The 24,213-nt window shown below is 66.1% G+C and carries 25 protein-coding genes and 1 tRNA gene; 18 read left to right on the top strand and 8 right to left on the bottom strand.

Annotation, left to right across the window (positions count from 1 at the left end; genetic code table 11):
• The first annotated feature begins 3 nt into the window (after window positions 1-3).
• Genes DFR40_RS07330 through DFR40_RS07340 form a run of 3 tightly spaced genes read left to right on the top strand, consistent with a single transcriptional unit; the run spans window position 4 to window position 4,012 of the window.
• Window positions 4-519 (top strand): YfiR family protein, encoded by a 516-nt coding sequence (locus DFR40_RS07330; protein ID WP_121457825.1) that lies wholly within the window; start codon window positions 4-6, stop codon window positions 517-519.
• Complete coding sequence (locus DFR40_RS07335) at window positions 516-3,107, top strand: ATP-binding protein (protein ID WP_121457826.1); 2,592 nt, start codon at window positions 516-518, stop codon at window positions 3,105-3,107. The genes DFR40_RS07330 and DFR40_RS07335 overlap by 4 nt, the downstream gene beginning before the upstream one ends.
• Complete coding sequence (locus tag DFR40_RS07340; RefSeq protein ID WP_121457827.1) at window positions 3,104-4,012, top strand: GGDEF domain-containing response regulator; 909 nt, start codon at window positions 3,104-3,106, stop codon at window positions 4,010-4,012. Before DFR40_RS07335 ends, DFR40_RS07340 begins: the two co-directional genes overlap by 4 nt.
• A gap of 6 nt (window positions 4,013-4,018) precedes the next feature.
• Here DFR40_RS07340 and DFR40_RS07345 read toward each other — a convergent pair whose 3' ends face one another.
• Entirely contained in the window at window positions 4,019-4,261 is a 243-nt protein-coding gene (locus DFR40_RS07345; RefSeq protein WP_121457828.1) for a hypothetical protein, read from the bottom strand.
• Window positions 4,262-4,374: 113 nt separating this feature from the next.
• Between DFR40_RS07345 and DFR40_RS07350 the strand changes: the two genes are divergently transcribed.
• On the top strand, window positions 4,375-5,631 hold the full coding sequence (locus DFR40_RS07350) for a glutamate-5-semialdehyde dehydrogenase (RefSeq protein ID WP_121457829.1): 1,257 nt from the start codon (window positions 4,375-4,377) through the stop codon (window positions 5,629-5,631).
• 60 nt (window positions 5,632-5,691) lie between these two features.
• A complete protein-coding gene (locus DFR40_RS07355; RefSeq protein ID WP_121457830.1) occupies window positions 5,692-6,864 on the top strand; it encodes an acyl-CoA dehydrogenase in 1,173 nt (390 codons plus the stop codon).
• A gap of 21 nt (window positions 6,865-6,885) precedes the next feature.
• Here the strand turns inward: DFR40_RS07355 and DFR40_RS07360 are convergent, their stop codons facing one another.
• From DFR40_RS07360 to DFR40_RS07370, 3 genes are all read right to left on the bottom strand, one after another.
• Window positions 6,886-7,638, bottom strand: a complete 753-nt coding sequence (locus tag DFR40_RS07360) for an amino acid ABC transporter ATP-binding protein (protein ID WP_211329753.1) — start codon at window positions 7,636-7,638, stop codon at window positions 6,886-6,888.
• A gap of 10 nt (window positions 7,639-7,648) precedes the next feature.
• Window positions 7,649-8,302: an amino acid ABC transporter permease gene (locus DFR40_RS07365; RefSeq protein ID WP_121457832.1), complete on the bottom strand. Its 654-nt coding sequence runs from the start codon at window positions 8,300-8,302 to the stop codon at window positions 7,649-7,651.
• Between the two features lie 82 nt (window positions 8,303-8,384).
• Window positions 8,385-9,179, bottom strand: a complete 795-nt coding sequence (locus tag DFR40_RS07370) for an amino acid ABC transporter substrate-binding protein (protein ID WP_121457833.1) — start codon at window positions 9,177-9,179, stop codon at window positions 8,385-8,387.
• 166 nt (window positions 9,180-9,345) lie between these two features.
• Here DFR40_RS07370 and DFR40_RS07375 point away from each other — a divergent pair, with 166 nt between their 5' ends.
• Both DFR40_RS07375 and xerD read left to right on the top strand, forming a co-directional pair.
• The gene (locus tag DFR40_RS07375; RefSeq protein WP_121457834.1) at window positions 9,346-9,837 is read left to right on the top strand and encodes a methylated-DNA--[protein]-cysteine S-methyltransferase; all 492 of its coding nucleotides are present in this window, start codon (window positions 9,346-9,348) and stop codon (window positions 9,835-9,837) included.
• Window positions 9,803-10,723 (top strand): site-specific tyrosine recombinase XerD, encoded by a 921-nt coding sequence (gene xerD / locus DFR40_RS07380; protein WP_121457835.1) that lies wholly within the window; start codon window positions 9,803-9,805, stop codon window positions 10,721-10,723. The genes DFR40_RS07375 and xerD overlap by 35 nt, the downstream gene beginning before the upstream one ends.
• Window positions 10,724-10,729: 6 nt before the next feature.
• On the opposite strand, the gene DFR40_RS07385 is transcribed toward xerD, so the two are convergent.
• Window positions 10,730-11,083, bottom strand: a complete 354-nt coding sequence (locus DFR40_RS07385) for a FlxA-like family protein (RefSeq protein WP_121457836.1) — start codon at window positions 11,081-11,083, stop codon at window positions 10,730-10,732.
• A gap of 143 nt (window positions 11,084-11,226) precedes the next feature.
• Here DFR40_RS07385 and DFR40_RS07390 point away from each other — a divergent pair, with 143 nt between their 5' ends.
• Together DFR40_RS07390 and DFR40_RS07395 are read left to right on the top strand one after the other, a co-directional pair.
• A complete protein-coding gene (locus DFR40_RS07390) occupies window positions 11,227-11,718 on the top strand; it encodes an aminoacyl-tRNA deacylase (protein WP_121457837.1) in 492 nt (163 codons plus the stop codon).
• 84 nt (window positions 11,719-11,802) lie between these two features.
• Window positions 11,803-12,681 (top strand): ZIP family metal transporter, encoded by an 879-nt coding sequence (locus DFR40_RS07395; protein ID WP_211329746.1) that lies wholly within the window; start codon window positions 11,803-11,805, stop codon window positions 12,679-12,681.
• Here DFR40_RS07395 and DFR40_RS07400 read toward each other — a convergent pair.
• Window positions 12,678-13,028 (bottom strand): dihydroneopterin aldolase, encoded by a 351-nt coding sequence (locus tag DFR40_RS07400; RefSeq protein WP_121457838.1) that lies wholly within the window; start codon window positions 13,026-13,028, stop codon window positions 12,678-12,680. The genes DFR40_RS07395 and DFR40_RS07400 overlap by 4 nt on opposite strands.
• Window positions 13,029-13,095: 67 nt before the next feature.
• Here DFR40_RS07400 and plsY point away from each other — a divergent pair, with 67 nt between their 5' ends.
• Entirely contained in the window at window positions 13,096-13,692 is a 597-nt protein-coding gene (gene plsY, locus DFR40_RS07405) for a glycerol-3-phosphate 1-O-acyltransferase PlsY (RefSeq protein ID WP_121457839.1), read from the top strand.
• 325 nt (window positions 13,693-14,017) lie between these two features.
• On the opposite strand, the gene DFR40_RS07410 is transcribed toward plsY, so the two are convergent.
• A complete protein-coding gene (locus DFR40_RS07410) occupies window positions 14,018-14,983 on the bottom strand; it encodes a magnesium and cobalt transport protein CorA (protein WP_121457840.1) in 966 nt (321 codons plus the stop codon).
• The gene (tsaD, locus tag DFR40_RS07415) at window positions 14,977-16,014 is read right to left on the bottom strand and encodes a tRNA (adenosine(37)-N6)-threonylcarbamoyltransferase complex transferase subunit TsaD (protein ID WP_121457841.1); all 1,038 of its coding nucleotides are present in this window, start codon (window positions 16,012-16,014) and stop codon (window positions 14,977-14,979) included. The genes DFR40_RS07410 and tsaD overlap by 7 nt, the downstream gene beginning before the upstream one ends.
• A gap of 139 nt (window positions 16,015-16,153) precedes the next feature.
• On the opposite strand from tsaD, the gene rpsU reads away from it, so the two are divergent.
• The 8 genes from rpsU to DFR40_RS07455 all read left to right on the top strand — a co-directional run bounded on the left by rpsU (window position 16,154) and on the right by DFR40_RS07455 (window position 24,213).
• Window positions 16,154-16,366: a 30S ribosomal protein S21 gene (gene rpsU, locus DFR40_RS07420; RefSeq protein ID WP_121457842.1), complete on the top strand. Its 213-nt coding sequence runs from the start codon at window positions 16,154-16,156 to the stop codon at window positions 16,364-16,366.
• Window positions 16,367-16,459: 93 nt separating this feature from the next.
• On the top strand, window positions 16,460-16,906 hold the full coding sequence (locus DFR40_RS07425) for a GatB/YqeY domain-containing protein (RefSeq protein WP_121457843.1): 447 nt from the start codon (window positions 16,460-16,462) through the stop codon (window positions 16,904-16,906).
• Between the two features lie 7 nt (window positions 16,907-16,913).
• Window positions 16,914-18,644, top strand: coding sequence for a DNA primase (gene dnaG, locus DFR40_RS07430; protein WP_121457844.1), 1,731 nt, complete (start codon window positions 16,914-16,916; stop codon window positions 18,642-18,644).
• Window positions 18,645-18,690: 46 nt separating this feature from the next.
• On the top strand, window positions 18,691-20,667 hold the full coding sequence (gene rpoD / locus DFR40_RS07435) for an RNA polymerase sigma factor RpoD (RefSeq protein ID WP_217350418.1): 1,977 nt from the start codon (window positions 18,691-18,693) through the stop codon (window positions 20,665-20,667).
• Between the two features lie 7 nt (window positions 20,668-20,674).
• A tRNA-Ile gene (locus DFR40_RS07440) sits at window positions 20,675-20,751 on the top strand.
• Between the two features lie 64 nt (window positions 20,752-20,815).
• The gene (locus DFR40_RS07445; protein WP_121457846.1) at window positions 20,816-21,703 is read left to right on the top strand and encodes a lysophospholipid acyltransferase family protein; all 888 of its coding nucleotides are present in this window, start codon (window positions 20,816-20,818) and stop codon (window positions 21,701-21,703) included.
• A gap of 17 nt (window positions 21,704-21,720) precedes the next feature.
• Window positions 21,721-22,377 carry a lipopolysaccharide kinase InaA family protein gene (locus DFR40_RS07450; RefSeq protein WP_121457847.1) on the top strand — a complete coding sequence of 219 codons (657 nt, stop codon included), beginning with the start codon at window positions 21,721-21,723 and terminating at the stop codon, window positions 22,375-22,377.
• 78 nt (window positions 22,378-22,455) lie between these two features.
• The gene (locus DFR40_RS07455) at window positions 22,456-24,213 is read left to right on the top strand and encodes a carbamoyltransferase family protein (protein ID WP_121457848.1); all 1,758 of its coding nucleotides are present in this window, start codon (window positions 22,456-22,458) and stop codon (window positions 24,211-24,213) included.

Raw genomic sequence — 24,213 nt, forward strand, 5'->3', positions numbered from 1 at the left:
CTCGTGACCAGCCGCCCCTGCCTCCGACGCGCGCGCCTGCTCCTGCTGGCGCTCTGGCCGCTGGCTGCGCCAGCCCAGGAGGTGACCGAGTACGGCATGAAGGCGGTGCTCTTCGTCCGCCTTGCCCAGTTCGTTTACTGGCCGGGCGGCGTCCCCGCGCCAAAGCCGACCGTGCTGTGCGTCGCCGGACGCAACCCGTTCGGTGCCGCCCTTGCCCAGATCGACAACGACACGCCGCATGCCGAGGTCCGCCTGCCACCGTTCGAGCTGGGCAGCTGCCACCTGCTGTTCATTCCGCGCAGCGAAGCCGGCAATCTCGGCAGCTGGCTGGAGCGCAGCGCCGCCCGGGCGCTGGTCACGGTCTCCGACATTCCCGGCTTCGCCCGGGCCGGCGGCATGATCGAACTGCCGCTCGAAGGCGCCCGCGTCGGCATCGTCGTCAATCGCCAGGCCGCACAGGCCCGCGGCTTCGAATTCAACGCGCAGTTGCTGCGCCTGGCGCGGGTCATCGAGCCATGAGCGGCCAGCGCCTGTTCGCCCAGCTGATGCCGGCGCCGACCATCCGCAACAAGCTGGTCGCGCTCTCCTTCCTGTTCCTGCTGACCGTGGTCGGCATGGTCTTCGTGCTGGTGTTCACCCAGCAGAAGCACCTGCTGCAATCGCAGTGGGCCGGTTCGATGGCCGCCCAGGCCCGCCTCCTGGCCAGCAACCTGCAGGCCGCGACGGCCTTCTCCGACCGCCGCGAAGCCGCTCGCCTGCTCGAATCGCTGGCGGTCAACCCGGCCATCGTCGCCGGCCGCGTCATGCTCGCCGACGGTTCCATCCTCGGCGAGTACCATCGCCCCGGCGAAAGCAGCCCGGCTTTTCCGGATGGCGACGAAAGCCAGTTGTTCGCCGATGGCTACCTGCTGGTCCGCGAACCGATCCGCCTCGACGGCCAGACCACCGCCGGCGGCCGCATCGAACTGCAGGTGTCGCTGGCCCAGTACCACACGACGATGCGCCAGACGATCAACGAGACGGCGCTGCTCCTGCTGCTGGCGCTGACCGGCGCACTCCTGCTGACGCGCTACGTGGTCGGCCGGCTGACCGCGCCGCTGGAGAAGCTCGACGACCTGGCCAACCGGATCTCGCACGACGCGTTGCTCGACGAGCGGATCGCGACCCAGCGCAGCGACGAGATCGGCAGCCTGGGCCAGAGCTTCGACCGGATGCTCGATTCGCTGCAGATGCGCGACCGCGAACTTGCCAACTACCGCGAATCGCTGGAAACCATGGTCGCCCGGCGCACCGCCGAACTGCAGCAGGCGACTGCCGAGGCACGCCAGGCGAGTAGCGCCAAGTCCGACTTCCTGGCCCGGATGAGCCACGAAATCCGGACGCCGATGAACGCCATCGTCGGCCTCAGCCACATGCTGGTGGACTCGCCGCTGGCCACCCAGCAGCGCGAATATCTCGAACAGGTCGTGCAGTCGTCGGAATCGCTGCTCGGCATCATCAACGACATCCTCGACTACTCGAAGATCGAAGCCGGCAGCCTGACGCTGGAAAAAGCCCCGTTCGAGCTGGCGGCGGTATTCCGCTCGGTGGCCGGGCTGTTTTCGCTGAAGGCCCGCAGCAAGGGGCTGACGCTCAGCTTCACCGGCTGCGAGGCGCTGCCGCAACGCCTCCAGGGCGATGCACTGCGCCTCAGCCAGGTACTCATCAACCTGGTCGGCAATGCGCTCAAGTTCACCGAGCGCGGCGGCATCACGGTCACCGCCAGTCGCATTGCCGCCGCCGACGACGCGCGCATCGGCATCGCGTTCACGGTCGACGACAGCGGCATCGGCATTTCCGCCGAACAGCTGGACAAACTGTTCTCGCCGTTCAGCCAGGCCGACAGCAGCATCACCCGGCGCTTCGGCGGCACCGGCCTCGGCCTGGCCATCTGCCGCCAGCTGGTCGGACTGATGGGCGGCGAGATCGAAGTCGATAGCCACCCCGGCAACGGCAGCCGCTTCCGCTTCAGCGCCTGGTTCGACGCTGCCCCCGAGCCGGCCCCGGCGGTCGCCGACACACGCCCGTCGGCGACGCTGCCGCGCTGGTCGGGCGAACGGGTCCTGCTGGTCGAAGACATTCCGGTCAACCGGACCATCGCCGTCGCCCTGCTCCAGAAAGTCGGGCTCAGCGTCGCCACCGCCGGCGATGGTAACGAAGCGCTGGCTGCGCTCGAACGCGAAAGCTTCCGGCTGATCCTCATGGACATCCAGATGCCGGTCATGGACGGTCTCACCGCCGCCCGCCAGATTCGCACCGACGAGCGCTTCCGGGACCTGCCGATCATCGCGATGACCGCACACGCAACGCGCGAGGATCATGAGCAGTCGAGCGCCGCCGGCATGAATGCGCACCTGACCAAACCGATCATGCCGCGCCTGCTCTATGACGAGATCGCCCGCTGGTTGCCGCCGCTCGGTGAGACAAGCAGCGCCACCGACGGCGAGGGGGCCGGCGACCTGCCTGCGCTCGCCGGTATCGATCAGGAGCGTGGCCTGGCCCTGCACCTCAACCGTCCAGCCTTCTATCTCAAATCGCTGCACGCCTTCCGCCGCGATTTTGCCGGCAGCTGCCAGGCCATTGCCACCGCGCTGGCCCGAGGCGAAACCGCCGAAGCGCGCCGGCTGGCGCACTCGCTGAAGTCAGTCGGTGCCGCGCTGGGTGCCGGCCCGCTGGCCGAACAGGCACGCCGCCTCGAGCAATTGCTGGCCGCACCGGATAGCGACCGGGAAGCCCTGGCCACGGCCCAGCATGCACTCGAGCGCTGCCTGAACGAACTGCTCGCCAGCCTCGCCGGCTTGCCGGCACCGCCACCGCCGGCCGAAGAGGAAAGCGGGTCAGCCCCCGAGCAACTCTTCGCGGAACTCGAAAACGACCTGCGCAGCGCCAGTGCCAGCAGTGAAAGCGCTTTTTGCGCACTGCGCACGGCCTTGGAGAAAAACACCAGCTACAAGAAAAATGATAAAATCATCGAGGAGATCAGCGCATTGATCGACGACGTCGAATACGAAGCCGCGCTGGAAAAACTGCAGACGCTGCGCGAATCATGGACAAAAACCAAGGCATGACCGCCCTCCCGACGGTTCTCGTCGTCGACGACGAAAAGCAGAATCGCGACTTGTTGACCGAACTGCTGCACGAGGATTGCCGGGTGATCCTGGCGAAAAACGGCAATCAGGCCCTGGAACGGGCACGCGAGCAGCAGCCTGACCTGATCCTGCTCGACGTGCTGATGCCCGACATGAGCGGACACGAAGTCATCCAGACGCTGAAGAACGACGACGCGACCCGTCACATCCCGGTGATCTTCATCTCGGCACTCGATGCGCCAGCCGACGAGGAACGCGGGCTCGACCTCGGCGCCGTCGATTACATCGCCAAGCCTTTCCACCCGTCGATCGTCCGTAAGCGCGTGCGCAATCACCTGCTCTCGGTACACCATCGCCACCTGCTCGAGAACCTGGCGATGATCGACAGCCTGACCGAGATCGCCAACCGCCGCCGTTACGCCGAGGTTCTGGAAAGCGAATGGCGGCGCTGCGCCCGCAATGCCGCACCGTTATCGCTGGCCATCGTCGATGTCGATCATTTCAAGGCTTACAACGATCATCTCGGGCATGCTGCCGGCGACCGCGTGCTGCGCCGCATCGCCCAGGCGATGAACGGCCTGTTGCGCCGCCCGGGCGACCTGGTCGCCCGCTACGGCGGCGAGGAATTTGCCGTGCTGCTGCCGGAAACCGACGCCGACTCGGGTTACCAGATCGGTAACGAACTCCGTCAGCAGATCGAAGCGCTGGCAATCGCGCATCCGGCATCGCCGGTGGCACCGGTGATCACCGTCAGCCTGGGCGGGATGACCATCGTTCCGGCGGGCGGCGATGTCGATCCGCGGCTGTTTTCCGGCGCCGATGCAGCACTCTATGCAGCCAAGGCCGAAGGCCGCAACCGTGCCTTCTGGCGCCTCGGCGACTGAGCCAGCCTAGGCGGCGGCCGGCGGCGACCCGACGTCGTCGTCCGGCTCGAGATCCTCCCAGATGCAGTCGCATTCCTTGCGCACATCGTGCAGTCCCGGCTTGTTCGTTTCCTGGACCAGGCATTCGCCCTGGCACTCGTCGGAAACGACGACCAGCTTCATTTCAGCGTCCACCTGGCGTTCGCCATCCCAGTAGCTGCAGGTTGCACAAACCTTCACCTCGGTGGGCAATATCAGTTTTTCGGCCATCTGTTCCTCGATGGAAAGCCCTGTTGTCATCGCGGATAAGAGTTTACCCGGTTCCGGAAGTTCCCTGTAATTTGTCTGGCTATAATGTTCTTTTGCCCCGAACACGACAGACCATGGACATCAAGAACTACATGCAGGACCTCGGCCGCCAGGCCCGCGCCGCGTCGCGCCGGCTGGCCACGGCGAGCACTGCGGAAAAGAACGCGGCGCTGCTGCACCTCGCCACCGCCATCCGCCGCGACAAGGCAGCCCTGCTCGCGGCCAACGCCGAAGACCTCGCCGCCGCCCGTGCCAGCGGCCTGGAACCGGCCATGGTCGACCGCCTGACGCTGACCGACAAGGGCGTCGATAACATGGCCGAAGGCGTCGAGCAGGTGGCCAAGCTGCCCGACCCGATCGGCGAGATGGGCGAGTTCAAGTTCCGCCCGTCGGGCATCCAGGTCGGCAAGATGCGCGTGCCGCTCGGTGTCATCGGCATCATCTACGAAGCCCGCCCGAACGTCACCGCCGACGCCGCCGCGCTGTGCCTGAAATCGGGCAACGCGGCGATCCTGCGCGGCGGTTCGGAAGCGATCCACTGCAACCGCGCGATCGCCGCGCTGATCGACGAAGCGCTCCTGGCCGCCGGCCTGCCCGCCGAAGCCGTGCAGGTCGTCGCCACCACCGACCGCGCCGCGGTTGGCGAACTGATCACCATGCGCGAGTTCGTCGATGTCATCGTGCCGCGCGGCGGCAAGGGCCTGATCGCCCGCCTCCTGGCCGAGTCGCGGGTGCCGATGATCCAGCACCTCGACGGCAACTGCCACGTTTACCTCGAAACCGACGCCGACCCGGCAAAAGCCTTGAAGATCGTCGAAAACGCCAAAACCCAGCGCTACGGCACCTGCAACACCGCCGAATCGCTGCTCGTCGACCGTGCCGTCGCCGCCGCCCTGCTGCCGCCGATCGCCGCCATGCTCGCCGGCAAGGGCGTCGAGATCCGCGGTTGCGCCGAAACCTGCGCCCTGCTGCCGAACACCGTCGCCGCCAGCGACGAGGATTACGCCACCGAGTTCCTGGCCCCGATCATCTCGGTCAAGGTCGTCGCCGGCATCGACGAGGCGATCGCCCACATCAACCGCTATTCCTCCGGGCACACCGAAGCCATCGTCACCGACAACCACCCGAAGGCGATGCGCTTCCTGCGCGAGGTCGATTCGGCCTCGGTCATGGTCAACGCCTCGACCCGTTTTGCCGACGGTTTCGAATACGGCCTCGGTGCCGAGATCGGCATCTCCACCGACAAGATCCACGCCCGCGGCCCGGTCGGCCTCGACGGCCTGACCAGCCAGAAGTGGATCGTCTTCGGCGACGGCCACGTACGTAGCTGACCCCGGACGGCGGGCGCTCGACCGTCCGCCGCCATCCCCAAAAAAACAGAGGAGACAAGCATGAGCAAGCCGAATTTCGCCTGGGACGACCCCTTTCTGCTCGACAGCCAGCTGGCTGCCGACGAACGCCAGGTTCGCAATGCCGCCCGCGACTTCGCCCGGCGCGAACTGGCGCCACGCACCCGCGACGCCTTCCGCAACGAAACCACCGACCCGGCCATCTATCGCGCCCTCGGCGAGATGGGCCTGCTCGGCGCGACGCTGCCACCGCAATACGGCGGCGCCGGCCTCAACTACGTGTCCTACGGGCTGATCGCCCGCGAGGTCGAATATGTCGACTCGGCCTGGCGGACGCTGGTCTCGGTGCAGTCCTCGCTGACCATGGTACCGATTCACGAGTTCGGCACCATCGCCCAGAAGGAGAAATACCTGCCCGGGCTCGGCCGCGGCGAACTGATCGGCTGCTTCGGACTGACCGAGCCGGATTCCGGCTCCGATCCGGCCAGCGCCACCAGCCGGGCGCGCAGCGTGCCGGGCGGCTGGAAACTGTCCGGCGTCAAGCGCTGGATCACCAACTCGCCGATCGCCGATGTGCTCATCGTCTGGGCCAAGGACGACGAAGGCCTGCTGCGCGGCTTCATCCTGGAAAAAGGCATGGCCGGGCTGTCGACCCCGACCATCGCCGGCAAGGTCGGCATGCGCGCCTCGGTCAGCGGCGACATCGTCATGGACGAGGTCTTCGTGCCGACGGAAAACCGCCTGGAAGTGGCCGGCCTGAAAGGTCCGTTCACCTGCCTCAATTCAGCGCGCTACGGCATCGCCTGGGGCGCCACCGGCGCCGCCGAGGCCTGCTGGCACACGGCACGGCAATACACGCTGGAGCGCAAGCAGTTTGAGCGGCCGCTGGCCAGCAACCAGCTGATCCAGAAGAAGCTGGCCGACATGCAGACCGAAATCGCGCTGGGCATCCAGGGCGCACTGCGCCTCGGCCGCATGATGGATGACGGCAGCGCGACGCCCGAACTGATCTCGCTGATGAAGCGCAACGCCTGCGGCAAGGCCCTCGACATCGCCCGCAACGCCCGCGACATGCTCGGCGGCAACGGCATCTGCGACGACTACGGCGTCATTCGCCACCTGGTCAACCTGGAAGTGGTGAACACCTACGAGGGCACGCACGACGTCCATGCGCTGATCCTCGGCCGGGCCCAGACCGGCATCTCGGCATTCTGAGCGGACGCGGCCGGCGGCCGCTCAGAGCATGTGCTCGAGGAAGCAGCGGGTACGCGGGTGGCGCGGGTCGGCGAACATTTCGGCGGCCGGCCGCGCCTCGACGATCTCGCCATGATCCATGAAGACGACCTCGGTCGACACGTCGCGGGCAAAGCTCATCTCGTGCGTGACGACGAGCATGGTCATGCGTTCCTCGGCCAACTGGCGCATCGTGCGCAGCACCTCGCCGGTAAGCTCGGGATCGAGCGCCGAGGTCGGCTCGTCGAAGAGCATGATGTCCGGTTCCATCGCCAACGCCCGGGCAATCGCCACCCGCTGCTTCTGCCCGCCCGACAGTTGCGACGGATAGGCGCCGCACTTGGCGATCAGGCCGACCTTGCGCAGCAGCTCCTCGGCGCGCGGCACGATGGCGTCGCGGCTCAGGCCCTTGACCGTCAGCGGCGCCTCGATGACGTTCTGCAGCACGGTCAGGTGCGGGAACAGGTTGAACTGCTGGAAGACCATGCCCATCTTGCGGCAGATGCGCCGCGCCTCGGCTTCCGGCGCGTAGCGGCAGTGGCCGGCGGCGTCGGTGGTAGCGAGCGTTTCGCCCTCGATGACGATGCTGCCGGCGTCGATCGTTTCCAGGTGGTTGAGGCAGCGCAAAAAGGTGCTCTTGCCGGAACCCGACGGGCCGATCACGGCGATCACCTCGCCCTTGCCGATGTCGAGCGAGACGCCCTTGAGCACCTCGGTGCCGTGGAAGTGCTTGCGGATGTCGCGCGCCGAGATCATCGGCACGGCTTCAGTCTTCATAGACGGCATAGCGTTTTTCCAGGCGCATGAAGCCCCAGGTCAGGACCAGGGTCATGATCAGGTAGAAGGCGGCGGCGACGACGAAGGGCATGGTCGTGAAATCGCGCTGGACGATGCCACGCGCCGCGCGCAGCAGGTCGTTCATGGCCAGCACGTAGATCAGCGAAGTGTCCTTGACCAGGGTGATGGTCTCGTTGCTCATCGGCGGCAGGATGCGCTTGACCACCTGCGGCAGGATGATGCGCCGCATCGTCTGGCCGTAGCTCATGCCGAGCACGCGCGCCGCCTCGTACTGGCCGCGGCCGACCGACTGGATGCCGGAACGGAAGATCTCGGCGAAGTAGGCCGCGTAGTTCAGCGTGAAGGCGACGATCGCCGCCGGGAAATCGGGCAGGCGGATGCCGATCACCGGCACGAAGGGCAGCGCGAAGTAGATGAACAGCATCTGCAGCATCAGCGGCGTGCCGCGCATCAGCCAGATGTAGCCGCCAACCAGGCTGGCGGCGGTGCGGAAATGCGAGACGCGGACCAGGGCCAGCGCCAGCCCGAGCGGCACGGCGAGGACCAGGGTGAGCAGGAAGACCTGCAGGGTCACCGCGGTGCCATCGAGCAGCGGGCCGATAATCTGGATCAGGTAGTCCATGTTGTCAGCCCGTCAGGCGGGCGCCATGGGAGTAAAAAAGCACGGGCCGGCAAACCGGCCCGTCGTGGCGAGCGGGCGAAGCTTACTTGACGATGTCCTTGCCGAACCATTGCGTCGAGATACGGGCGGCGGCGCCGTCCTTCTTCATCTCGTCCATTGCCTGCTGCAGCTTGGCGAGCAGCTCGGCGTCGTCCTTGCGCACGCCGACGCCGTATTCCTCGGTGCCGAAGTTGTCGTCGAGGATCAGGTAGTCGCCCGGCTTCTTGGCCACGTAGTAACGGCCGACGATCTCGTCGAGGACGACGGCGTCGAGGCGGCCGGTGGTCAGGTCCATCAGCGCGGCGACGTTGTCGCCGAACTTCTTCAGTTCCTTGAACGACTTGGCGACGGCATCCTTCTCGATGGCTTCGACGGCGCTGCTGCCTTCCTGGACGCCGACCACCTTGCCGGCCAGGTCGGCCTTGGCCTTGACCGGCGAATTGGCGGCGACGACGACGATCTGGTGGTTTTCCAGGTAGGGCGCGGTGAAGGCGATCTGCTCCTTGCGCTTTTCGGTGATGGTCAGGCCGTTCCACAGCACGTCGACGCGCTTGCCGCCGAGTTCGGCTTCCTTGGCGTTCCAGTCGATCGGCTTGAACTCGACTTCGACGCCGAGGCGCTTGGCGGCTTCACGGGCGAGATCGATGTCGAAACCGACCAGTTCGTTCTTTTCGTCGCGGAAACCCATCGGCGGGAAGTTGTCGTCGAGGCCGACGACGATCCTGGCAGCCGGGGCCGGTGCGGCATTCTGGGCCTGCGGGGCTTCCTGCTTGCCGCAGGCGACGAGCAGGGCGCTGGCGAGGAGCGCGGCGGCGAGGGTCGAAATACGTTTTTGCATGCTGTTTCTCCGGCAAGGATCGGGGGTTTTTCGGTGAAGCCGGCAATTATCCCCCAAAAAGCAGCCGCTGCCTGCCCCCGGATCGCCACTGCGGCAATCCCGGCTTTTGACCGGCCGCGCCGGGCACGGTATAAGCATCGTTTTCGTCAGCCGACCGGAGCCGCCGATGCCTGCCACCGCCTACCACGCCGTTGTCGCCGCGCCCGGCTTCGCGCTCGGCATCCGCTGCAACGACGACGAAATCACCGCCATCGATTTCCTCGAACCCCGCCCCGAGCAGCCGCCGACGACGCCGCTGGCGGCCGAGGCGATGCGCCAGCTCGAAGCCTACCTGGCCGATCCCGGCTTCGTCTTCAGCCTGCCGCTGCAGGCGGCCGGCACCGCCTTCCAGCGCCGCGTCTGGGCCCGGATCTCGGCGATTCCGAGCGGCCAGACGCACACTTACGGTCAACTGGCCAAAAACCTCAAAAATGCCCCGCGCGCCGTCGGCCAGGCCTGCGGTGCCAACCCCTATCCGCTGGTCGTCCCCTGCCACCGCGTCGTCGCCAGCCACGGTGGCCTCGGCGGTTTCGCCCGCGAGCGCGGCGGCTTCCTGCTCGAGATCAAGCGCTGGCTGCTGCTGCATGAACACGCCGAACTTGCCCGCCCGGCCGACTGACCTCGGCGAGATCGACCAGTTCTGCGACGCGCTCTGGCTGGAAGACGGACTGGCCAAGGCGACGCTCGACAGCTACCGCTCCGACCTCGGCCGGCTCGCCGCCTGGCTCGCCGAACACGGCCACGAAGCGCTGCTCGACCTGCGCGAAACGACGCTGGCCGCCTTCGTCGCCCACCTCTCGCGCAGCACGCGCGCCAGTTCGCAGGCACGCTACCTGTCCACGCTGCGCCGTTTTTTCCGCTGGCAGGTCGGGCGCGGCCGCATCGTCGCCGATCCGACGCTGAAGCTGGTCAATCCCAGCCTGCCGTCGCGCCTGCCGAAAGTGATGTCGGAACAGCAGGTCGCCGACCTGCTCGCCGCCCCCGACCTCGACACGCCGCTCGGCCGGCGCGACCGGGCCATGCTCGAAACCTTGTACGCCACCGGGCTGCGCGTCTCCGAACTGGTCAACCTGAAGGTGCACGAAGTCAGCCTGATCGACGGCGTCCTGCGTGCCTTCGGCAAGGGCAGCAAGGAAAGGCTGGTGCCGCTCGGCGAACAGGCGATCGACTGGATCGCCGACTACCTGCAGACGACACGCCCGGCCATCCTGGACGGCCAGGTCAGCGACGCGCTGTTCGTCACCGCCCGCGGCGGCGCCATGACCCGCCACGCCTTCTGGCACCTGGTCAAGCGCTACGCGCTGGTGGCCGGCATCGACCCGGCCAAGCTGTCGCCGCACGTGCTGCGCCACGCCTTCGCCACCCACCTGCTCAACCACGGCGCCGACCTGCGTGTCGTCCAGTTGCTGCTCGGCCACGCCGACATCTCGACGACGCAGATCTACACCCACGTCGCCCGCGAGCGCCTGAAAACCCTGCACGCGGTACACCACCCGCGCGGCTGAGGCGGCTCAGACGTACTCGTCGACCTGCGTTCCCAGCGGTCCCTCGCTGGCCAGCGCCGGTGCCGCCGTTGCCGCCGGGGTCTGCTGCTTCTGCTGCGCCTGCGCCGCTTCCTGCGCCTTCTGCGCCTCCAGTGCGGCAATCTGGGCCTGCAGGGCGGCGATCTGTGCCTGCAGCAGTTCGGCCTGCTCCTCGGTTTCCTCGGTCGTCTCTTCCTTGAGCAGCGCGCTCAGGTCTTTCTGCAACGCACTCATTTTCTCCTGCAAGGCGGCGATCTGGCCGTCAATGCCCTTTGCCGAAGCGCCGCCGGCGTTGCCGGCGATGACGCTGCCGCCGCCGATGTTGCCGATGCTCGATGTCATGCTGTTCTCCCTGGAATGTTGATGATTAGCCTGACCTTGATTACGGCCGCCACCCGCAGCAACTTGCGGGGCAGCCGGGTAAAAGCATGTAAAGGCCGCCGGCGCGCTAGAATCGCCGCTTCCCAGCCGCCTCCCGAGCCCCGATGAGCAAGACCGAACACGCCCCCGAAACCCCGGCCACCAAGTTCCTGAAAGCGAACAAGGTCGCGTTCACGCCGCATCTCTACGCTTACGAGGAGCACGGCGGCACCCGCGTCTCGGCGCGCGAGCTCGGCGTCGACGAACATTGCGTGGTCAAGACGCTGATCTTCGAGGACGAGAACGCCAAGCCGCTGATCGTGCTGATGCACGGCGACTGCAAGGTATCGACCAAGGAGCTGGCACGGCAGATTCCGTGCAAGAAGGTCGAACCGTGCAAGCCGGAAGTCGCCAACCGCCACACCGGTTTCCTGGTCGGCGGCACCAGCCCGTTCGGCACGAAAAAAGCAATGCCGGTGTTCGTCGAGCGCAGCATCCTCGAATTGCCGCTGATCTACATCAACGGCGGCAAGCGCGGCTTCCTGGTCGGCATCGATCCGGCCATTCTCGCCAGCGTGCTCAAGGCGAAAGCGGTCGACGCCGCCCTGCCAAATTGACACAGACTATCGTCAGAATTTAGCCAATCGATTGGATCAATCAAAAGTCACGGCCTAAAGTTCCTCCATCACGAGGAGAAAGCCATGACCCAGATCGTTGCCCGCCACTACGCCCGTCCCGCCGCCCGCAAGCACCTGTGGACCGGCATCGCGATGGCCGTCGTCGCCCTGGTCTTCGGCATCGAGCAGGCGATGCACTGGTTCGCCGACCACCCGATGGCCCTGACCGGCCTCCAGGCCAGCCTGCTGGCCGGCCTCGCCACCGGCCTCGGCGCCATTCCGGTGCTTTTCCTGCGGCGACCGCAAGAACGCCTGATGGCACCGATGCTCGGCCTGGCCGGCGGCATGATGCTGGCCGCCAGCCTGTTCTCGCTGCTCGTCCCGGCCGTGCAGACGGTCGCCGCCAGCGGTGCACCGCTCGGCCTCGGTGTCGCCACCGCGCTGGCCCTGCTCGCCGGCGCGGCGATGATGCACTGGATGGACCAGCGCACCGCCCACCATCACGTCGAAACGATCGAGGCCGGCGGCCAGACCCTGCCGCAACTCGGCCTGGTGGTCGCCGCCATCGCCCTGCACAACGTGCCGGAAGGCCTCGCCGTCGGCGTTTCGGCAGCGGCCGGTGTAGACCACGGGATGACCGTCGGGATCGCCATCCAGAACATCCCCGAAGGCTGGATCGTCGCCAGCGCCATGCTTGCGCTCGGCGCCGGCCCGCTGCGCGCTGCCTTGATGGCCCTGGCCACCGGCCTGGTCGAGCCGGTCGGCGGGCTGTTCGGGGTGATCGCCAGCAGCGTCGCCGGCGCCGCGCTGCCGCTGGCGCTCGCCGCGGCGGCCGGGGCGATGTTGTGGGTGGTCAGCCACGAGCTGATTCCGGCCTCGCACCGCCCGGGGCGCGAAGCCGCCGGCACCGCCGGCCTGCTCGCCGGTTTCGCGGTGATGACGACGCTGGCGGTGGGGCTTTAGACCGAGCGCTCGATGACCACGCCGACGCGCTTGACGCCGGGCATCATGCCCAACTTGGCGACCGAGACGCGGACCCACTGCGCGGCGAAGTTTTCCAGCAGCCAGGTGGCGATGTGCTCGGTCAGCTTCTCGAGCAGGTTGAAATGGCTGGCGGCGAGGTCCTTGCGCAGACGCTCGACGACGACGGCGTAGTCCACGGTATCGCGGATGTCGTCGCTGGCCCCGGCCGAGGCCGTGGACACGCCGATCTGCAGCGTGATCTCGACCGTCTGCGGCACGGCCTTCTCGCGCGGATAGATGCCGATCCACGTTTGCGCGCGCAGTTCTTCGATGAAAATGATGTCCATGTGACGGTCGACCGTGACCCGGGGTGTAAAATTCGCCGCGATTGTACCCCCGAGACTGCCGATACCCATGCACAACCTGCTCGCCATCCTTGCCGCCTACCTGCTCGGCTCCGTGCCTTTCGCGATGATTTCGTCCAAGCTGTTCGGCCTCGCCGACCCGCGCACCTACGGTTCCGGCAACCCCGGCGCGACCAACGTGCTGCGCAGCGGCAACAAGAAGGCGGCGCTGTTCACGCTGATCGGCGATGCCCTCAAGGGCTGGCTGGCGGTCTTCGCCGCACAGCAGGCCGGGCTCTCCGACCTCGGCATCGGCCTGGTCGCGCTGGCCGTGTTCTTCGGCCACCTGTTCCCGATCTTCCTCAAGTTCAAGGGCGGCAAGGGCGTCGCCACCGCCGCCGGCGTGCTGCTCGCCCTCGATCCGCTGCTTGGCCTGATGGTGCTCGGCACCTGGCTGCTGGTTGCCTACGTGTCGCGCTATTCGTCGCTGGCGGCGATCATCGCCGCCGCCGCCGCGCCCCTCTACTTCGCGCTGATGCACGGCGCCGAGGGCCAGTTCGCGGTCGTGCTGGTGCTCGCGCTGGCGCTCGTCGCCAAGCACTGGCAGAACCTGCAGCGCCTGATGGCCGGCCAGGAAAGCAAGATCGGCAGCAAGAAGAAGGCTTGAAACCGATAGCATCCGGCAATCGCCCGGATGCCGACAATCGATTGGATTGATCAACGCCTGCTGCCTAGACTGGTGACTCCAACAGCCCGAGGAGCACGCCATGATTGCCCGACTGATTCACCGCCTGATCGACGAAGAACTGAGCTGGGACAGCTACGCCGAGATTCTCGCCGGCCTGCCGGTCAACTACTGAGCCCCGCCGCGATGGGCAGGAAGCGTTGCTGCGAGAGCCGGCCGCGTTGCAAGAATTGCCCGAAGCGCAAGCAAAAACGGGCAAATTCGACGGTCGACCGCAAACTTTGGCCGATTTTCGCAGCGCCGCCGGCTACAGCCAGCCGGCCCGCCTGAAGCGCCGATAGAGGATCAGGCAGGTCGCCGCGATCGCCAGCAGCGCGGCCGGATAACCGTACTTCCAGCCGAGTTCGGGCATGAACTCGAAGTTCATCCCCCAGATCCCGGCGAACGCCGTGGCCACGGCGAAAATCCCGGCCCAGGCGGCGAGCCGCTTGCTCACCTCGCTGTCGCTGATGGCGACCATCGACAGGTTGACCTGGATCGCCGTGCCGATCGTTTCGCGGATGGTGTCGATCGAGGCGTCGAGCCGCATCAGGTGATCGTAGACATCGCGGAAATAATCGCGGCTGCTGGCACAGCCAGCCGGCCCCCGGCCGCCGGAAAGCTTGCCGGCGACCTCGATCAGCGGCGCGACCACGTGCTTGAGCTGCATCACCTTGCGCTTGAGCCCGTAGAGGCGCTGGATGTTGTTGCGCGCGGCGCCCTCGACGAAGATCTTCTCCTCGATCGCCTCGAGCTCGGACTCGAGCTGGTCTACGACCGGGAAATAGCGGTCGACGACGGCATCCATCAGCGCGTAGAAGACGAAGGCCGGACCATGGCTGAGCAGGTGCGGCTCGCGCTCGCAGCGGGCGCGCACGCCGAGGAAATTCTGCTGGCTGCGGTTGCGCACCGAAAGCACGTAGTTGCCGCCGACGAAGACATTGAGTTCGCCGAGGTTGTAATCGTCACCCAGCGGCTCGACCAGGTGCATCACGGTGAACACCGAATCGCCGTACTCCTCGATCTTCGGCCGCTGGTGGCCGTGCCGGGCATCCTCGACGGCCAGTTCGTGCAGGCCGAACTCCTCCTGCATCTGGTCGAGCTCCGCCGGCGTCGCGTCGCGCAGCGCCACCCAGACGAAGCAGCCCGGCCGCGCCAGGTAGTCGCTGATCTGCTCGACCGGCAGCTCGCTCAGGCGCTGGCCGTTCTCGTAGGCGACGCAGTTGATCAGCATGCCGCCGCTCCGTCGGCCAGCTGCATCAGCGGCCAGCGCGGCTGCACGGCGAAGGCCCCGGCCGGCTTGGCCGGCGTCCCGGCCTGCAGGCGCAGGCAACCGGCAAGCGCGATCATGGCGCCGTTGTCGGTGCAGTATTCGAGCTCCGGATAATGCACGCGGAAGCGCCGGCGCCGGGCCTCGGCGTCGAGGCTGGCGCGCAGTTGCCGGTTGGCGCCGACGCCGCCGGCCACGACCAGGCGCTGCAGACCGGTCTGCTTGAGGGCCTTCAACGACTTCTTGACCAGCACCTCGACGATCGCCTCCTGGAAGGCGCGCGCCGCGTCGGCCCTGAACTGCGCGTCGGGATCGTCCTGGTGTTCGCGGACCAGCGTCAGCACCGCCGTCTTCAGGCCGGAGAAGCTGAAATCGAGATCGCCGGAGTGCAGCATCGGCCGCGGCAAGGTGTATCTGGCCGGGTCGCCCTGCTCGGCCAGGCGCGACAGCAGGGCTCCGCCGGGATAAGGCAGGCCGAGCAGCTTGGCGCTCTTGTCGAAGGCCTCGCCGGCGGCATCGTCGAGGGTTTCGCCGAGCAGTTCGTAGGCGCCGACGCCGCTGACCTTCATCAGTTGCGTGTGGCCGCCCGAGACGAGCAGCGCGACGAACGGGAAGACCGGCGGATCGCTGGAGAGCAGCGGCGACAGCAGATGCCCCTCGAGGTGATGCACCGGCACCGTCGGCTTGTCGAGCGCCAGCGCCAGCGCCTCGGCAAAGGCACAGCCGACGAGCAATGCGCCGGACAGGCCGGGGCCGCGGGTGTAAGCGATGGCGTCGATGTCGGCCAATGATTTTCCGGCATTTTCGAGGGTCGACCGTAACAATGGCACGACGCGGCGGACATGGTCGCGCGACGCCAGTTCGGGAACGACGCCGCCGTATTCGGCGTGCATCGCGACCTGCGAGTGCAGGGCGTGGGCAAGAAGGCCGGCTGCGCTGTCGTAGAGCGCGATGCCGGTTTCGTCGCAGGAGGATTCGATACCGAGGATCAGCATGGGACGCGCATTTTAACACTTGATCGACAAAGCTTTTCTCGCATAGAATCTACGGCTCTCCGCAAATCGCGGAAACAAATTTTGCGCGCACTGCCGTTTACTTGACCTGGCAGGCGCCTAACGGAAGGGGGTGATTTTTATGCCGAGCATTCGTGTCAAGGAAAACGAGCCGTTCGAGGTGGCCATTCGCCGCTTCAAGCGCACGGTCGAAAAGACGGGTCTCCTGACCGAGCTGCGCGCCCGTGAGTTCTACGAGAAGCCCACGGCCGAGCGCAAGCGCAAGGCTGCCGCCGCCGTCAAGCGTCAGAACAAGCGTCTTCGCAGCCTGACCCTGCCGCCGAAACTGTACTGATCCAGTACAGCCGATGCAGCAAACACAGAGCCGCCCGCCCTCAAAAGCTGGCGGTTTTGTCTTTTTCACCGCCGGAATCCGACCAAGCAAGCCATGAGCCTGAAAGCACGCATCACCGAAGACATGAAAACGGCCATGAAGGCCAAGGACAGCGCCCGCCTCGCCACCGTCCGCCTGCTGATCGCCGCGATCAAGCAGAAGGAAGTCGATGAGCGGATCGAACTCGACGACGCAGCCACCGTCGCCGTCATCGAGAAACTGGTCAAGCAGCGCAAGGACAGCGTCGCCCAGTACCAGGCCGCCAACCGCCAGGACCTGGCTGACGTCGAGCAGGCCGAAATCGCCGTCCTCGCCGCCTACCTGCCGGAAAAGATGAGCAGCGCCGAGATCGCCGCCGCAGTGGCCGCCGCGATCGCCGAAACCGGCGCCAGCGGCGCTGCCGACATGGGCAAGCTGATGGCCGCACTGAAGCCGCGCCTGGCCGGCAAGGCCGACATGGCCAAGGTCTCGCAACAGGTCAAGGCGGCACTCGCCGGCTGAACCTGCGGTGATCCCGGAAAGCTTCATCCAGGATCTGCTCGCCCGGGTCGACATCGTCGACCTGGTCGATAGTTACGTCCCGCTGAAGAAGGCCGGCGCCAACTACGCCGCCTGCTGCCCCTTCCACAACGAGAAGACCCCGTCGTTCACGGTCAGCCCGACCAAGCAGTTCTACCACTGCTTCGGCTGCGGCGCCCACGGCACGGCGATCGGTTTCGTCATGGAATACCAGGGCATCGGCTTCGTCGACGCGGTACGCGAACTGGCCTCGCGCACCGGCATGACGGTCCCGGAGAGCGATGGCTTCTCGCCGGAAAAACACGGCCAGACGCGCAACCTGGTCGAAATCATGAGCCGCGCCGCCGCCTGGTACAAGGAACAGCTGCGCCGCTCCGAAAAAGCCATCGAATATTGCAAGAAACGCGGGCTGACCGGAGAAATCGCCGCCCGCTACGGCATGGGTTACGCCCCCGACGGCTGGAACGGCCTGAAAAGCGTCTTCCCCGATTACGACAGCGACGACCTCAAGGCCGCCGGCCTGGTCATCGACAACGACTCGGGGCGCCGCTACGACCGCTTCCGCGACCGCCTGATGATTCCCATCGTCAACCCCAAGGGCGACATCATCGCCTTCGGTGGCCGCGTCATCGACCAGGGCGAACCGAAATACCTGAATTCGCCGGAAACGCCGCTGTTCGAGAAAGGCCGCGAACTGTTCGGCCTGCCGCAGGCCCGCCAGGCGATGCGCGAAACCGACACCGCCATCGTCACCGAGGGCTACATGGACGTCATCGCGCTGGCCCAGAACGGCGTCGGCAACGCCGTCGCCACCCTCGGCACGGCGACCACGCCGACGCACGTACAGAAGCTGCTGCGCCAGGTCGACCGCATCGTCTTCTGCTTCGACGGCGACAACGCCGGCCGCAAGGCCGCCTGGCGCGCCCTGGAAAATGCACTCGAGGCGCTCGCCGACAACAAGCAGGTCGGTTTCGTCTTCCTGCCCGCCGAGCACGACCCGGACAGCTTCATCCGCGCACACGGCAAGGCCGAATTCGACCGCCAGGTGACGCAGGCCATGCCGCTGTCGGATTTCCTGCTACGCGAACTGGCGCAACGCTGCGACCTGACCAGTTCGGAAGGCAAGGCCAGGCTGATCTACGAAGCCAAGCCGCTGCTGCTCAAGCTGCCGACGCCGCTGCTCCGGCTGCAACTGGTCAAGCGCCTGGCCGAAGCCAGCGGCTTTGCCCAGCAGGAAGTCGAGCGCCTCTGCGAACTCAAGTCTTACACGCCGGCACCGCCACCGCGGGCCAAGCGCAGCGCGCCGTCGCTGACCCGCAACCTGCTGCGCATCGTCCTGCACAAGCCGCTGCTTGCCGCCGAACTCCCCGCCGAACTGCTCCCCGACACGCCCGAACGACCCGCCCTGCTGCGCCTGCAGCAACTGGTGCGGGCCAGCAACGGCAGCCAGGGTTATGCGACGCTGCGCGAGCAACTGCGCGGCCTGCCCGAGGAACAGGTCATCGAGGCCGCCGCCTCGGAACTTCTCGGCCTGCCGTTTGACGAAGACGAGGCCGACGCGGAATTCCGCGCGACCCTCGACAAGCTGCACGAGGGCGGCCGCAAGCGCCAGTTCGCCGAACTGCAGACCAAAGCCCAGCAATTCGGCGTCGCCGGCCTGTCCGCCGCCGAAAAACAGGCTTACATCGAGTTTCTAACCGCCCGGGAAAATCGCAGCTAAGTTGTGGTAAAATTTACGGTTTTCTCCAATTACATGGATCGTGTTCATGGCTAAGGCAAAAGACACCGCTAAGGAAGCTACCAAGGCTCGCACCAGCAAGGCCAAGGATAAAGCTGCCGAAAAGGCGCTGCTCGAAGGCGCGATGGCAGAAACCCCGCAACCGCTCGACGCCGAAGCGCGCAAGATGCGCCTGAAGGCGCTGATCAAGCTGGGCAAGGAACGCGGTTACCTGACCTACGCCGAAATCAACGACCACCTGCCCGACGACGTCGTCGATGCCGAGTCGATCGAGGCGATCATCTCGACCTTCAGCGAAATGAGCATCCAGGTCTTCGACGAAGCCCCGGCGGCCGAAGACCTGCTGATGTCCGACACCGCCGCCGCCGCGACCGACGACGAGGAAGTCGAAGCCCAGGCCGAACAGGCGTTGTCCACCGTCGATTCCGAATTTGGCCGGACCACCGACCCGGTGCGCATGTACATGCGCGAAATGGGCTCGGTCGAATTGCTCACCCGCGAGGGCGAAATCGAAATCGCCAAGCGTATCGAGGAAGGCCTGAAGCACATGATCCAGGCCATCTCGGCCTGCCCGACGACGATCTCCGACATCCTCGAGATGGCGACCAAGGTCGAAGCCGACGAAATGCGCATTGACGAGCTGATCGACGGCCTGATCGACCCGAACGCCGTCGAGGAAGAGCCGGCCCCGGAAATGGCCGCGGCCGAGGAAGAATCCGTCGACAGCGACGACGAGGACGACGAGGACGAAGGCGGTGGCGGCGCCGCCTCGGCTTCGCTGCTGCAACTGAAGACCGAAGGCCTGGAACGCTTCAAGACGATCCGCGGCATCTACGCCAAGATGCAGAAGACGCTCGGCAGCAAGGGTTCGCAGGACAAGGCCTACCTCAAGCTGCAGCAGCAGCTGTCCGACGAGCTGATGAACATCCGCTTCACCTCGCGCTGCATCGAGCGCCTGTGCGACAACGTGCGCGCAATGGTCGAGGAAGTCCGCGGCTGCGAGCGCAAGATCCAGAACATCTGCGTCGACCGCGTGCGCATGCCGCGCCAGCACTTCATCCAGTCCTTCCCGGGCAACGAAATCAACCTCGACTGGGTCGAGGCCGAAATCGCCGCCGCGCCGAAGACCTACGTCGCCATCCTGACCCGCAGCGCGCCCGACATCCAGGAAGAACAGCGCAAGCTGCTCGCCCTGCAGGAACGCATCGGCATCCCGCTGAAGGAGCTGAAGGACATCAACAAGCAGATGTCCACCGGCGAAGCCAAGGCCCGTCGCGCCAAGCGCGAGATGACCGAAGCCAACCTGCGCCTGGTCATCTCGATCGCCAAGAAGTACACCAACCGCGGCCTGCAGTTCCTCGACCTGATCCAGGAAGGCAACATCGGCCTGATGAAGGCGGTGGACAAGTTCGAATACCGCCGCGGCTACAAGTTCTCGACCTACGCCACCTGGTGGATCCGCCAGGCGATCACCCGCTCGATCGCCGACCAGGCGCGGACCATCCGCATCCCGGTGCACATGATCGAGACGATCAACAAGATGAACCGCATCTCCCGCCAGATTCTTCAGGAAACCGGTGCCGAACCGGATCCGGCGACGCTGGCCAAGAAGATGGACATGCCCGAGGACAAGATCCGCAAGATCATGAAGATTTCCAAGGAGCCGATCTCCATGGAAACCCCGATCGGCGACGACGACGACTCCCACCTCGGCGACTTCATCGAAGACCAGACCACCCTGGCCCCGGCCGATGCGGCGATGTTCTCCAGCCTGCGCGGCGTCACCAAGGACATCCTGGACAGCCTGACGACGCGCGAAGCCAAGGTTCTGCGCATGCGCTTCGGCATCGAGATGAACACCGACCACACGCTGGAAGAAGTCGGCAAGCAGTTCGACGTCACCCGCGAACGGATCCGCCAGATCGAGGCCAAGGCGCTGCGCAAGCTGCGCCACCCGAGCCGCTCGGACAAGCTGCGCAGCTTCCTCGACCCGACCGGCAACTAAGGTTCACGGGACCGTAGCTCAGTCGGTTAGAGCAGAGGACTCATAATCCTTTGGTCCAGGGTTCGAGCCCCTGCGGTCCCACCAGCCGAATGCTTCCCCGGCGCCCAGCCGGGGAAGCCGCTCCCAACCCCGCGCAGATTCCCATGACATGCTGACCCGACTTTTCAGTCTGCTCGCCGTCGCACTGCTCTGGCTGCTGCATTTCCTGCCGCTGCGCCTGCTCGCGCCGCTCGGCGAAACCCTCGGCCTGGCGCTCCACCGTTTCGGACGCAAGCGGCGGCGGGTTGCCAAGATCAACATCGACCTCTGTTTTCCCGAACTTTCGACGGTCGACCGTGAACATCTCGTCAAAACCCACTTCCGCCTGCTCGGTCGCAGCATGCTCGAACGCGGCATCCTCTGGTGGGGCAGTCGCGCCCGGATCGAGCGCCTGGTTCGCGTCGTCGGCGCGGAAAGGATAGACGCCGAACGTGCCGCCGGCCGCCCGGTGATCCTTCTCGCCCCGCATTTCCTCGGCCTCGACGCCGGCGGCGTGGCGGTGACGATGCGCTTCGACATCGTCAGCATCTACTCGACGCAGACCAATGCAGTCTTCAACCGGGTCCTGCTCGGCGGCCGCAGCCGTTTCGGCGACCAGTTGCTGCTCTCGCGCGAGGACGGCGTGCGGGCGACGGTCAAGGCGATGAAGGCCGGCCGCCCGTTCTACTACCTGCCCGATCTCAACCCGCGCCGGCGCGACGCGGTTTTCGTGCCTTTTTTCGGCATCTCGACGGCGACGATCACCGGCCTGCCACGCCTGGCGCGCGCCGCCGGCGCCAGCGTCCTGCCCTGCGTCACGCGCATGCTGCCGGGCGCTCAGGGCTACGAGCTGACGATCGGCGAAGCCTGGACCGACTTCCCCGGCGACGACCCGGTCGCCGACGCCGCGCGGATGAACGCCTGGATCGAAGCCGAGATCCGCAACATGCCCAGCCAGTACTACTGGGTCCATCGCCGCTTCAAGACCCGTCCGCCGGGCGAACTCCGGCCATACTAACCGCGCGAGTCCATCCCATGTCATCAAGCACGCCCCTGCAGACGCCCCCCACCGATTTCGACGGCTGGTGGAACGCTCCCGGCAACTGGATCGAAGAACCCAATGTCCGCCGCGCCGGCTGGAGCGGCATGGTCACGACGCGCATCGGCGAAACCCTCTATTTCGTCAAGAAGCAGAACAACCACCTCTACCGCAGCCTGGCCCACCCCTTCGGGCAACCGACGACCAGCCGCGAATTCGCCAACATCCGCCGCCTCGCCGCCCTCGGCATCCGTGTCCCCGAGCCGGTCTTCCACGGCAGCCGCAAGACGCCGGAAGGCTTTGCCGGCCTGCTGGTGACGCGCGAGCTGGTCGGCTTCATCGCCATCGCCGACGCCCGCGACCTGTCAGCCGCCGCAACCAGCCGGCTGGCCGAAGCCGTCGGCCGGACGATCGGTCGCATGCACGGCGCCGGGCTGCAGCATAGCTGCCTCTACGACAAGCACGTGATGTTCCGCTGGCAGGGCGAGCAAGCGGAAATCGCCCTGATCGACCTGGAGAAGCTGCGCCGCCCCTACCTGCCCTGGCGTGCCGCCCGCCACGACCTCGACCAGTTGCGGCGCCACCAGACGCTCTGGGATGCCGCCGACTGGCAGCGCCTGCTCGCCGCCCACCGGGACGCCCGATCAACCTAAGCGACACCGACCGGGTATACTCCGGTCTTTGACGGTCGACGCCCTTTCCGGCCGTTTTTTCGAGAAGAGACGAATACCTTGGCACTGACCATCCTCGGCCTTTCCGGCGCCCTCACCCACGATCCTTCGGCAGCCCTCTACATCGACGGCAAGCTCGTCGCCGCCGCCGAAGAGGAGCGCTTCGTCCGCGACAAGCATGCCAAGAACCGCATGCCCTACGAAGCCGCCCGCTTCTGCCTGGATTTCGCCGGCATCAAGCCGAAGGACGTCACCGCCGTGGCCATTCCCTTCGCGCCGATCAGCCTCGCCGACAAGGCGCGCTGGCATTACGCCAAGCGCTACTGGTACGCCCCCGACCGTGCGCTCGACGCGCTGCTCACCGGCAACCGCCGCTTCAAGCGCTACAAGAAGCGGATCGAATGGTGCCTGGCGCAGCTCGGTTTCGATCTTTCGAAGACCGAAATCATCCCGGTCGAACACCACCTGACGCACGCCTCTTCCGCCTACCACTGCTCCGGCTTCACCGAAAAAACGGCGATCCTCGGCATCGACGGCAAGGGCGAATACGCCACCACTTTCTTCGGCGTCGGCGAGAACGGCAAGATCCGCAAGATCAAGGAGTTCTACGATCCGGATTCGCTCGGCGGCCTGTACGGCGCGATCACCGAATACCTCGGCTTCGAGATGCTCGACGGCGAATACAAGGTGATGGGCATGGCCCCCTACGGCGACCCGAGCAAGTACGATTTCTCCCGCCTGGCCAGGTTCGAGAACGGCGAGCTGATCATCAACACCGACTACGCCAACGTGATCGGTTTCCGCCGCTACAAGGAAAAGGGCAAGGGCTACTACTTCTCGCCCAAGCTGATCGAGTGGCTGGGCCCGATGCGCCACGGCGACATCGCCGACGACCCCTACATCCACTACGCGGCGAGCATGCAGAAGCTGTTCGAGGACCTGGCGCTGCAGATGATGGACCATTACCTCGGCGACATCCTCAAGGAAACCGGCAAGCTGGTCTTCGCCGGCGGCGGCGCGCTCAACGTCAAGCTCAACCAGAAGATCATCGCCCGCCCGGAATTGAAGGAGCTGTTCGTCCAGCCGGCTTCCGGCGATGCCGGCACAGCCATCGGCGCTGCCGCCTACGTCTCGGTCGAGCGTGGCGTGCCGGTCGAGAAGATGGAGCACGTCTACCTCGGCCCGGAATACAGCAACGAGGACGTCATCGCCGCCTGCGCCCGCCACCCGGCCAAACCGCAGTTCGAAGTCATCACCGACGGCGACAGCGCCGTACCCGAGCGCATCGCGCAGATTCTCGCCGACGGCAATCCGGTCGCCTGGTTCCAGGGGCGCATGGAATTCGGCCCACGCGCACTCGGCGGGCGCTCCATCCTCGGCTGTCCGAGCGCCCCCGGCGTTGCCGACCGGATCAACGAACAGATCAAGTTCCGCGAACGCTGGCGCCCCTTCTGCCCGAGCATGCTCGACACGGTCGGCCCGCAGATGCTGGGCAGCGACCACCCGGCACCGTTCATGACCTTCACCTTCGAAGTCGCCGAGGAATGGAAGACGCGCGTCCCGGAAGTCGTCCACGAGGACGGCACCTCGCGCGCCCAGGTGCTCAAGCGCGAATACAACCCGCGCTACTACGATCTGATGAAGCAGATGGAAAAGCTGACCGGCAATGGCGTCGTGCTCAACACCTCGCTCAACCGCCGCGGCGAACCGATGATCTGCTCGCCCACCGATGCGTTGAACATGTTCTTCGGGTCAGACCTGCAATACCTGATCATGCAGGACGTGCTGGTCGTGAAAAATGGGAAAAAAGCGGGGTAG

The organism is Azonexus fungiphilus, assembly GCF_003634965.1.
Taxonomy (GTDB): domain Bacteria; phylum Pseudomonadota; class Gammaproteobacteria; order Burkholderiales; family Rhodocyclaceae; genus Azonexus; species Azonexus fungiphilus.